8 protein-coding genes are annotated in these 11,215 nt (G+C 70.8%); 4 read left to right on the top strand and 4 right to left on the bottom strand.

The window, feature by feature from the left end; all coding sequences use genetic code 11:
- The coding region (locus tag ACFPQ9_RS28760) for an amino acid adenylation domain-containing protein (protein WP_380859462.1) at positions 1–4,038 on the top strand (4,038 nt) is incomplete at its 5' end.
- 62 nt (positions 4,039–4,100) lie between these two features.
- Here the strand turns inward: ACFPQ9_RS28760 and ACFPQ9_RS28755 are convergent.
- Complete coding sequence (locus ACFPQ9_RS28755; protein ID WP_380859459.1) at positions 4,101–5,414, bottom strand: hypothetical protein; 1,314 nt, start codon at positions 5,412–5,414, stop codon at positions 4,101–4,103.
- Between the two features lie 158 nt (positions 5,415–5,572).
- On the opposite strand from ACFPQ9_RS28755, the gene ACFPQ9_RS28750 reads away from it, so the two are divergent.
- From ACFPQ9_RS28750 to ACFPQ9_RS28740, 3 genes are read left to right on the top strand one after another with little or no spacing between them, the layout of a single operon-like run.
- Entirely contained in the window at positions 5,573–6,055 is a 483-nt protein-coding gene (locus ACFPQ9_RS28750) for a hypothetical protein (protein WP_380859456.1), read from the top strand.
- A gap of 6 nt (positions 6,056–6,061) precedes the next feature.
- Entirely contained in the window at positions 6,062–6,451 is a 390-nt protein-coding gene (locus tag ACFPQ9_RS28745; RefSeq protein ID WP_380859453.1) for a BlaI/MecI/CopY family transcriptional regulator, read from the top strand.
- Positions 6,452–6,511: 60 nt separating this feature from the next.
- Positions 6,512–7,387 (top strand): M56 family metallopeptidase, encoded by an 876-nt coding sequence (locus ACFPQ9_RS28740; protein WP_380859450.1) that lies wholly within the window; start codon positions 6,512–6,514, stop codon positions 7,385–7,387.
- A 53-nt stretch (positions 7,388–7,440) separates the two neighbouring features.
- Here the strand turns inward: ACFPQ9_RS28740 and ACFPQ9_RS28735 are convergent, their stop codons facing one another.
- The 3 genes from ACFPQ9_RS28735 to ACFPQ9_RS28725 are packed head-to-tail and all read right to left on the bottom strand — an operon-like array spanning position 7,441 to position 11,187.
- A complete protein-coding gene (locus ACFPQ9_RS28735; protein WP_380859447.1) occupies positions 7,441–8,808 on the bottom strand; it encodes an aspartate aminotransferase family protein in 1,368 nt (455 codons plus the stop codon).
- 52 nt (positions 8,809–8,860) lie between these two features.
- A complete protein-coding gene (locus tag ACFPQ9_RS28730; protein ID WP_380859444.1) occupies positions 8,861–10,396 on the bottom strand; it encodes a flavin-containing monooxygenase in 1,536 nt (511 codons plus the stop codon).
- Positions 10,393–11,187, bottom strand: coding sequence for a class I SAM-dependent DNA methyltransferase (locus ACFPQ9_RS28725; protein WP_380859441.1), 795 nt, complete (start codon positions 11,185–11,187; stop codon positions 10,393–10,395). Before ACFPQ9_RS28725 ends, ACFPQ9_RS28730 begins: the two co-directional genes overlap by 4 nt.
- Positions 11,188–11,215: the final 28 nt, after the last annotated feature.

The following is an 11,215-nucleotide window of genomic DNA, read 5'->3' as shown; positions in this document are numbered from 1 at the left end:
CTGTCGGAGTGGGCGGCGTTGTATGCCGATCCGGAGTGTGAGCTGCCGCCGATCGATGTCTCGTTCCGCGACTACTGCCAGGCCGTCGAGGCCGCCGGCGAGGACGAAAAGGCACGGGCGTACTGGCTGGACAGGCTCGACACCCTGCCCACCGCCCCCGAACTCCCGCTCCTCGCACCGCGGCAGGGAGAGCCGACGCGGTTCGTACGGCGGACCCGCACGGTGTCCCGGGAGCGGTGGACCCGGCTGAAGGAGAGGGCGCAGGCGCGGGGTGTGACGCCGTCGGTGCTGCTGTGTGCGGCGTACGCGGAGGCGCTGGCGCTGTGGGCGAAGGAGCCGCGTTTCACGCTGAACGTGACGATCGGCGACCGGCTGCCGCTGCACCCGCATGTGGAGCGGCTGATCGGCGACTTCACCAACCTCGTCCTCCTCGAAGTCGACACAGCCGGTGAGGGTTCCTTCGAGGCCCGTGCGCAGGCCCTCCAGCGGCAGCTCTTCCAGGACCTCGAACACCGGGCGTTCGGCGGGGTCCGTGTGATCCGTGAGCTGGCCCGCGAACACGGACCGGCCCATGCCGCGATGCCGGTCGTCTTCACCAGCGTGCTCGGCCACGAGATGCCGGGCGGCTCCGACGGAGTGCTCCCCGGGCTCGGCAGGCTGCTCGACGGTGTCTCCCAGACACCGCAGGTCCATCTCGACTGCCAGGTCCTCGAGATCGCCGGTGAGTTGATGATCAGCTGGGACGCGGTGGAGGCGCTGTTCCCGGAGGGAGTGCTGGACGCCGCGTTCGACGCGTACGTCTCCCTGGCCGAAGCTCTGGGCGACGACGAAGCCGTCTGGACATCGGCCGGCCCGGTGACCACGCCGGCCGAGCACAGGGCGGTGGTGGCGGAGGTGAACGCGACCGAGCGGCCGCTGCCGACCGGACTGCTCCACGAGCCCTTCTTCGCCCGGGCGGCACGGACGCCGCACGCACCCGCGGTCATCTGGTCCTCCGGACGACTCACCTACGGCGAGCTGGCCGGACGCGCCGGGTGGGTGGCGGACCGGTTGGCGGAGCTGGGGGTGCGGCCCGGCGAGCGGGTCGTGATCTCGATGCGGAAGGGATGGGAACAGGTCGCGGCGGTGCTGGGGGTGCTGCGGGCCGGAGGTGTGTATGTGCCCGTCGACCCGGCCCTGCCGGCCGAACGCATCACCTACCTGATCGAACACACCGAAGCCCGGGCCGTCCTCACCCAGCCCGGTCTGATGGAGGAACCCTGGCCGTCGGGCGTCCCCGTCGTGGCGATCACCGCGGAGGGCGCCGGGCTCGGGCCGGGCGGCCACACCGCTTCCCGGGCGGCGACCGACCTGGCGTACGTCATCTTCACCTCCGGGTCGACGGGCGTACCCAAGGGCGTGATGATCGACCACCGCGGCGCCCGCAACACGATCGAGGACATCAACGAGCGCATCGGGCTGACGGCCGAGGACCGTGTGCTGGCGGTGTCGAGCCTGAGCTTCGACCTGTCGGTGTGGGACGTGTTCGGCACGCTCGCGGTCGGTGCCGCCGTGGTGATGCCGGATCCGGGGTCGGAGCGTGACCCGGCACACTGGGGCGACCTCGTCGACGCCCACGGTGTGACCGTCTGGAACTCCGTCCCCGCCCTGTTCGAGCTCTACACCGAGCACCGGGCGCAGCACGGGCCCCGGGCCGGACTGCGGACGGCGATGCTGTCCGGTGACTGGATCCCGTTGTCGCTGCCGGAGCGGGCGTGGGAGACGTTCCCGGGTGTCCGCGTGATGAGCCTGGGCGGGGCGACGGAGGCGTCGATCTGGTCGATCCACCACCCGGTCACCGAGGTGGACCCGACCTGGGCGAGCATTCCCTACGGGACGGCGCTCGCGAACCAGACGATGCACGTCCTGGACGGCCGGCTGCGGGTGCGGCCGCCGTATGCGACGGGTGGGATCTTCATCGGGGGTGTGGGAACGGCGCTGGGCTACTGGAAGGACGAGGAGAAGACGGCGCGGTCCTTCGTCGTGCACCCGGAGACCGGGGAGCGGCTGTACCGTACAGGGGATCTGGGACGGTTCTGGCCGGACGGGACCATCGAGTTCCTCGGGCGTGAGGACCAGCAGGTCAAGGTCAACGGGTACCGGATCGAGCTGGGTGAGATCGACGCGGCGCTGACCGCGCACCCACAGGTCGGCGGAGCCGTCACCATCACCGACACCGCGGGCCAGGGCGGCAAACGGCTGGTGTCCTACGTGACGCAGGACGGCGCCGTGGACACCGCCGCACTCCGGGAGTGGCTCGAGGCCAAGATCCCCTCGTACATGGTGCCGCAGGTGCTGGTGGTGCTGGAGGAGATCCCGTTGACCGGGAACGGCAAGGTCGACCGCAAGGCCCTGCCGTCCCCGTCCCGGACGCAGAACACGGCCGTGCACACACCGGCGGCCACCCCCGTCGAGCACGCCCTCGTCCAGGTCTGGTCGGAGCTGCTCAACCCGTCCGAGCCGCTGTCCACCACGGCGAATCTCTTCGAACTCGGCGCCGACTCCCTGCTCGCCCTGCGCGCCACCGCGGGCGCCGACCGGCACGGGCTGCGTCTGCAGCTCGCCGACGTCTTCGCCCACCCCACCATCACCGGACAGGCGCTGGCCGCGGACTCGGCGTCGGTCGGCGCCACCCGGGACGACCCGGTCGGGCCGACCGGAATGACGCCCTCACAGCACTGGTTCCTCTCCCAGGACCTGCCGCGACGCCACCACTGGAACGACGCTTCCTTCCTGCTGGCGCTGCAGCGGCCGCTCGACCCCGCCGTACTGGCCCGGGCACTCGGCCGCATCCTGGAGCACCATGACGCGCTGCGGCTGCGCTTCGCCCAGGACGCAGGCGGCGGCTGGACGGCCCACGTGGCGCCGTGGGACGAGGCGGAGCAACTGCCCTTCGAGGTCCACGACCTGTCGCACCTGGACAGCCGGGCCCAGAAGAAGCGCAGCGTCGAGATCAGCGACGGGCTCCAGGCCGGCCTCGACCTCGGCCGCGGCCCGCTGCTGCGCATGGCCTACTTCGACATGGGGGACCGGCCGCACTGCGTGCTGTTCCTCGCGCACTGGCTGGCCGTCGACCACTACTCGGGCCGCATCCTCCTGGAGGACCTGCTCGGCTGCTACGCCGATCTGGAGGCCGGTGGTGAGGGGGCGCTGCCGCCGCGTACGACGTCGTTCCGGTCCTGGACCCACGGGCTCGCCGTGTACGCGAACTCCCCGGAGGTGACGGCCGAGTCCGGCCACTGGGCGAGCGAGGCCCGCCGGAGCATCGCGCCCTTCCCGGTGGACGACACGCAGGGCCCCAACTCGCTGGAGTCGCTGGAGAACGTCACCGTGCGCGTCGACCGCGACGTGACCGACGCGCTGGTGCGTCTGCTGCCCCGGCACATCAGGGCCGACCTGTCCGAAGTCCTGTGCTCCGCGGCACTGCGCGCCCTGCACGCCACATACCCGGACGACCCCGGTACCCGGCGGGTGCTCGTCGACCTGGAGCGGCACGGCCGCGACCTCCCGGTGCCGGGTGCCAACGTCAGCCGCACCGTGGGCCGTTTCTCCACGCTGGTACCCGTGCTGCTCGAGCTCGACCCCGCGCTGGCGCCCGACGAGGCGCTGCACCGGGTGCGCGACCAGGTCGACGCCCTGCCGGGCCGCGGAGCCGGGCACGGACTGCTGACGTATCTGTCCGACCGGCCCGAGGCCGAGGCGCTGCGCGGGCTGCCCGTGGCACAGATCGGCGTGAACTACCTCGGCCAGGTCGACGAGGTGTTCCTGCGCAGTGACCTGCTGAGCGTGCCGCGCATGGCCTACGGCAGGCAGCGCAGCGACACTGGCACCCGGTTCCGGGCCGTCGATGTGATCGGGTTCGTGGTCGCGGGCCGGCTCAACCTCACCGTGGGCTTCAGCACCAACCGGCACTCCGCCGCGACCCGCAAGGCGTTCACGGCGGCCCTCACGGACGAACTGGGCCAACTCGCCCGGTGGGTACGGCACTTCGAGGACTGAGGCGACAGGCGTGTGCCCGGGGACGAACCCGTCCCCGGGCACAGCCATGTGCGCGGGACGCGCTATGCGCTGAGCAGCAGTGTCAGCCCGCCCAGCGTCAGGGCGATCATCACCACGAACAACGGCACCTGCGGCAGCACCTTCCGCCCGCTCGGCAGCGCGCCCACGGCGGAGTCATGCGCCGCGATCACGCCGAAGACATGCCCGGTGACGACGGACACCACCTGCAGGAGCGACAGAACGATCGCCGACGGCAGCGCGTAGGCCACGGCGGTGGCGCCGCCGTGGTGGGTGGTGAGCGGTTCACCCGAGACGAAGAAGACGTCGACGAACCGCTGCGCCTCCACCATCAGCACCGAGGCGTAGTGCGCGAACACATAACCCACGGCGACCGGCACCAGGGACGGTGCCATCAGACCGGCGCCCCAGGAGGCACCGCGGGACAGACGCCGCGCGGCCCAGGCGCTCAGGCGCAGCAGGCCCAGCATCAGCAGGGCCGCCCCGAGCAGCCCGGCGGTGCGCGCCGGCGACGTGGGCAGCCCGTCGCTCACCGCCTTCCAGGCGCCGGTGTTGCCGAAGCTGTCGAACGCGGTCAGCGCCAGCATCACCGACACCAGAGCCGTCAGCCCAGGCTGCTCGCGCACCCCGGCCAGCCCGTTGAACGGGTTGCGCAGGACCAGGCGCCCGGACCCGTCACGGGAGCGGCCCAGCGGGGACATGGCGGCGACGAGTGAGGAGTACACCTCGAAGGTGTCCCCGCGCTCGAACCAGCGCGACCCGTACACCGTGGCGGCGATCAGCTGCACCGCTCCGTACGCCCACAGCCACAGCAGCACGGTCGACGTCGACTCGCGCCCCGGCGCGGCGAGTTCGAGCCACCCGAAGCAGAGCAGGCCGACGGCGGCGGGCCACACACCCACACGCTCCGGCAGCCGGCGCAGCCCCACGTCGGGCGGCACGCGGGTCAGCGCACAGACCACCTCGTGCACCGAGCGCAGCGGGTTCAGCAGCCGCCAGACGGGCCCCAGCAGCAGGGAGGCGGGCACGAGTCCGACCCAGAACAACACATAGACCATGCCGATGCCCAGTTGGTGACCGCCGTAGCCGGTCGTCAGAACCGTCAGCGTCAGCAGGGCCAGGGCCGCGCCCACGACCCGCAGCGTACGGCGCAGCAGCGGATGGTCGGCGGCGAGCGTCAGCGGCTCCGGAACCCTCCGCCAGACCCGGCGCTCGTCGAAGCGCCGCTCCTGCCAGCGCAGACGCAGGGCGTCGAAGGACGCGTACAGGGCCGTCGCCCCGGCGATCAGCGCGTAGGTACGGGGGATCGGGCCGGAACCGTGCCCGACCACATGGGCGAGAGTGAGGGCTGAGATCATGAGCCCACCCTGGGTGCCCCCGGGCGTCGTGGCCCAGACTCCGAGGGTCGCGCCTTCGGGTCCGGCGACGGCGAAATGCGGGGTACCCGATCGGGCAGTCCGATCGGACTCGCCGGTGTCGGTTCACGTCGTTAGGGTTCACCGGTCACGGTGGTCGTATGGAATCGACAGGCATGCGGGTGGCCGTCGGACAGCAGAACCTCGGCTCCCCCGGCACCGACCCCCTCGGCTGGCGCAGGTACATGGCCTTCGCCGGCGTGGTGATCTACCTCTTCGGCCAGGCGTACGACACGTATTGGCACGCGCGGAACGTCTCCTTCATCGTGGAACCCCCGAGTTCGCTGTGGACCATCCACCTCGGGATCTGGGTGGGTGCCGTCGTCACCATGGCGGCCGGTGCGACACAGCTGCGTATCTCCGGGTTCCGCGTGGCCGGTGGGCTGCTGGTCGTCGGCGGAGGCGTCGAACTCGCCGGCTACTTCCTGGACATGTGGAAGCACTCCCAGGGAACGTCACTCGACTTCTACCACGACCTGGTGTGGTACGGATTCGGGGTGGTGGTGATCGCCATGGTCCGGCTGGAGGCCATGCGCCGCAACCGTCTCGGTGCCGCCCGCCACGTGGATCGCACGGGACCGTGATGGCTCATGGACGAACACGAAGTCGACAAGCTCAGCAAGATCCTGGGGCCGCTCGGTGCCGAACTCCTCGTCGTGCTGTGGGAGTTCGACCGGCGCCTGACCGTTCGTCAGGTACTGGAGGAGGTGAACCGCGGGCGCTCGGAGCCGCTCGCCTACACCACGGTCATGACCGTCCTCAACCGGCTGAGCAAGCGCAATGTGCTGCGCCGCACGGCGGAAGGCCGTGGTTTCGCGTACGAGGCGATCGTGCGAGACGCGGCCGAACTCGCCGTGCGCGATGTCATCCGGGACCACGGCGTGTCCGCCGTGGCCCACTTCATCGACCAGTGCCAGTCGGAACCACAGCTCCGCTCGCGGCTGATGAAGCTCGTGCGGACGGATTCGGACGACACCTGACAACAGACGTGATGTATCGGTACGGGGGAGTGTTTCGAGTTGGTGAGGCTTCATAACGGCATGCCACGGACCATCACCGCCCGAACGGTGATGGCCGGGTGTGCCCTGATCGGGCTGGTCTCGCTCGATGTCCTGATCTACACGGTGTTACGGCTCTGGCGGCAGCGGCCGGAGGCCGGTCCGGGCCAGGGGGCCGCGGAGACGCTGAACGACGTCGTCCTCGGCGCCGGAGTCGCGGTCGCGCTGGTGACCGTGACGGTGGCCGCAACCGTCGGGGTCCGCGGGCTCCTGGCCACCTGGCGGGCCGGCCGATGGATCGACGAACACGCCCTTCCGCCCTGTGAACGACTGTCAGCGATCGCCCGGCGCGTCGGTGCGGGCGATAACGATGTCAGGCTGGTCCAGCTCGACGTCGACAAACCCATCGCCGTCACGCACGGCCTGCTGCGGCCGGTGGTCGCCATCAGCACCGGTCTGACCCGGCGCACGGCCGACGACGAACTGGCCGCGGTGCTCGGCCATGAAATGCACCACGCCCGGCGCCGGCATCCGCTGGGACGGCTCGTGGTGGAGACGGTCGCCTCGACTCTGTGGTTCGTGCCGGGCCCGCGCGTCGTGGCACACCACGTGAAGACGCGTCAGGAACTGTCGGCCGACCAGGCCGCCCTGGCCTTCGCCGCGCCCAGCGTCGTCGCGAGCGCCCTGGTGAAGTGCCTGCCCGATTCCGGCAGGCCGGGCATGGGCACGGGAATGGGCGGTGACACCGCGCTGGCCGCCCGCATAGAGCAACTGGAGCACGGCTCGAAGCGGTTCGCCAGGTTTCTGCGCTGCTGTCATCTGCGCCGCTTGCTGCTGAGCGTTCTCGTCCTGCTGGGACTGATCATGTACTGCCTGGTGGCGGCCGCCGCCGGGGACGCGTTCACGCCCTTCTGCTGACCCGCCGACCTCTTCCTCCGTCTCCCGCCCGCACGGGAGACGGAGGAACAGGCTCACGCCACGCGTGCGTCCGCGACGGTCAGTGCCTCGTCGATCCTGGCCAGACCCTCCCGCGCGTCCTCCTCGCTGATGTTGCACGGAGGCGTGATGTTCAGCCGGTTGAGGTAGAACATCGCGTTCACCCCGCGCTGCATCAGTGCCCCCATCAGCTCCGCGCCCTGCGGCGTGAGCCGGTCCGGGGTGTCGTAGTTGACGTACATCTCCTTGGTCTTCCTGTCCTTGATCAGCTCCAGAGCCCAGATCGCGCCGATCCCGCGGACCTCGCCGACACAGGGGTGGCGCTCGGCCATCTTCGTCAGCTCCGGCTCGAAGACCTCGCGGCCCAGCCGCGCGGCGTGCTCCACGACGCCCTCGTCGCGCATCGTGTCGATCGCCTCCACCGCCACCGCGCAGGCGAGCGCGTGGCCCGAGTACGTCGTGCCACCGGGGTACGGCGTCTTGCTGAAGGTCTCGACGATCTCGTCCGAGACGAGCACCCCCGACAGCGGTACATAGCCGGAGTTGACCCCCTTGGCGAAGGTCAGCAGATCCGGGCGCACGCCCCAGTGGTCGGCGGCGAACCAGGCGCCGGTGCGGCCGAAGCCGACCATGATCTCGTCCAGGATCAGCATGATCCCGTACCGGTCGCACAACTCCCGCACCCCGGCCAGGTAGCCGTCCGGCGGGACGAGCACACCGCTGCTGGTGCCGCCGACCGGCTCCAGCACGATGGCGGCGATGGTCCGCGCGCCCTCCAGGACGATGATCTGCTCCAAGTGCTCCAGCGCCCGCGCGCACTCCTGCTCCTCGTTCTCGGAGTAGAACGCCGAGCGGTACAGGTACGGAGGGAAGAACCGGACCACGCCCGCCGTACCGGTGTCGTTGCGCCACCGGCGCGGGTCACCGGTGAGCTGGATCGCCGTCGAGGTGGCGCCGTGGAACGAGTGGTGGGCGGCCAGCATCTTGAACCGTCCCGTGTGCAGCCGCGCGAGCCGTACGGCGTGTTCCACGGCCTCGGCGCCGCCGCTGGTGAACAGCACCCGGTTCAGGCCCTCGGGAGCCAGCTCCGCGATCTTGCGGGCGGCGGTGGCGCGCCGTTCCTCGGTGAAGTGCGGGGCGATGGTGCACAGCCGGTCGGCCTGGGCCTTGATCGCGGACACCAGCCGCGGATGCTGATGCCCGAGGTTGGCGTACACGAGCTGGGAGGAGAAGTCGAGATAGCGGTTGCCGGCGTAGTCCCAGAACCACGACCCTTCCGCTCCGGCCACCGGCAGGGCCATGTGCGTGCCCTGCTGCACCCAGCCGCGGAAGACATGCGCGGCGTCGTCGGCGGCGACCGCCTTGGCTGCTTCAAGTCCCTTGCCTGTCTCGGAAGTTGTCATGCGTAGCACGGTAGGGCGGGGCCCTACCTCCTCCTAGTTCCGTTCGGGCGAGCTAATCGGGTACGTGGTGCAGGTCACCGGTGCTTTCGGAGGGGTTCTCCGCGGCCGGCAGGAAGCGGAACGCGGCCGGGTCGGGGCGGGCCGTCAGCCGCTGGTAGAGCGTGGTGCGGTAGGGCCAGTTGTTGGTGAGCACCCCGTCCCCGGTCTTGAACCAGTTGGTGCAGGAGCCGGCCCACACGGTGCCCGCGGAGCCGTCGTCCACCCGGCGCTGCCAGGTGTCCAGCGCGTCCTGCTCGGCCTCCATGCCCCAGCCCTCGCCGTCGGCGGCCCGGGCCGCCAGCAGGGACACGCACCGGGCGATGTGGCCCGCCTGCGCCTCCAGGGTGAGGATCACCGAGTTGTGTCCCAGGTTGGTGTTGGGCCCGTACATCAGGAACAGGTTCGGGAACCCGGGCACGTGGATGCCGAGGTAGGCGCGGGCCCCGCCCCGCCACACCTCGTGCAGGGAGCGTCCCCCGCGGCCGGTCACCGTCATGGGGGCGAGGAACTCCGTGGTGCGGAAACCCGTGGCGTAGACGATCGTGTCGACCTCGCGGTGGACGCCGTCGGCGGTCTCGATGCCCTTCTCCGTGATCCGTGCGATGGGCTCCGTGACCACGTCCACATGGTCGCGGGCCAGCGTCGGGTACCAGTCGGAGGACAGCACGACCCGTTTGCAGCCCACGGCGAAGTCGGGCGTCAGCCGGGCGCGCAGCTCCGGGTCGGGGACGCCGGCCCGCATATGGCGCAGGGCCATCGTGCGCAGCATGGACCCGAGGAGCCGGTTGCCCCGCAGCGCGGGCAGCAGCACCGCCTCCGAGCGGCGGAACAGCATCGAGCGATAGGCGTGGTGGGCGGCCGGCACGGTGCGCAGCAACAGCGACAGCGCCGGGTGGAACCTGGCGTTCGGTTTGGGCAGCACCCAGTTCGCCGTGCGCTGGAACACCTGCAGCCGGCGCACCCGGTCGGCGATGGCGGGCACCACCTGCGCGGCGCTCGACCCGGTGCCGACGACCGCCACGGACCGCCCGTCGAGCGTGTGGGCGTGGTCCCAGTGGGCGGTGTGGAAGGCGGTGCCGGCGAAGTCCTCCGCGCCCGGCAGCCGCGGCACGTTCGGCCGGTGCAGCTGGCCCATGGCGGCGATCACCGCCTCGGCGGTGTGTGTCCGGCCGTCCGCCGTGTGCAGGGTCCAGTGCCCGGACACGTCGTCGTAGCGCACCGAGGTGATCTCCGTGCCGTACCGCACATGCCGCTCCACCCCGTTCTCCCGGGCGCAGGCGCGCAGGTACTCCAGCACCTCCGACTGCCCGGGATAGCGCACCCTGCTGTCGCGATACGGGGCGAACGCGTACGAGTACAGGTGCGAGGGGATGTCACAGCCCGCGCCGGGATAGGTGTTGTCCCGCCAGGTGCCGCCGAGGTCGCCGGCTTTCTCGAACACCGTGAACGAGTCGATGCCCTGCCGCTTGAGCTGCACGGCGGCGGCCAGGCCGGCGAAGCCGGCACCGATCACCGCCACGCGCACGGACGGGCCCTGACGTCCCGTCATGGCTGGACGGTGCCCGTCTTGCGGTACACCGAGACATGCGCCTGGCTCTCGGCGGTGAAGGCGCCGCTCGCCCAGTCCGCGTAGCGGTGCTCCAGGGTGAGCCCGGCCAGCCGGGCCATCAGGTCCAGCTCGCTCGGCCACACGTAGCGGAAGCGCACGGTGTGCTCCCGCTCGGTGTCCGAGTCCTTGAGGCTGTAGTGCGGGTACATGTGCTGCCGGACCGGGTCGTGGCGGGCGATGCCCAGATTGAGGCTGGTGGCGCCGGTGCGCGCCACCTCCATCTGCTGTCCGCTCTGCCGCGCCATCTCGAAGCGCGCGGTGTCGGGGACGAAGCCCTGGAAGACGAAGGCGCCGCCGTCCGGGAGGAGGGCCGCGGCACCGGCGAGGCACCGTATCTGGTCCTCCTGGGTGGCCAGGCTGTAGAGGGTGTTGAAGACGACGTAGACCAGGCCGAACGGGCCCTGTACGTCCGGTGTCACGAAGTCGCCGTGCACCAGCGACACCGTGTCGCTGCCGGGCTTGCCGCGCAGTCCGGCCAGCATCTCCTCGGAGGCGTCGATTCCGGTGACGTCCACGCCACGGGCGGCCAGCGGCAGCGCCACGCGTCCGGTGCCGACGCCGAGTTCGAGGACGCGCCGCTCCCCGGTGTCCTTCGCGACATGTTCCGCGAGGTCGGCGAGGAAACGCACGGTCGGCTCGGTGTCCTCCTGGAGGCGGACGATCCAGTTGTCGTAGATGTCGGCGAGTTCCTCGCCATAGCTGGTGGGGCCGTAGTTCTCCTGAGTGGTCATGCCGGGAGTCAACCTCCGAGGAGAGAAG

The organism is Streptomyces coerulescens, from assembly GCF_042657965.1.
Taxonomy (GTDB): Bacteria; Actinomycetota; Actinomycetes; order Streptomycetales; family Streptomycetaceae; genus Streptomyces; species Streptomyces coerulescens.
This window is presented reverse-complemented; position numbering and strand designations above follow the sequence as displayed.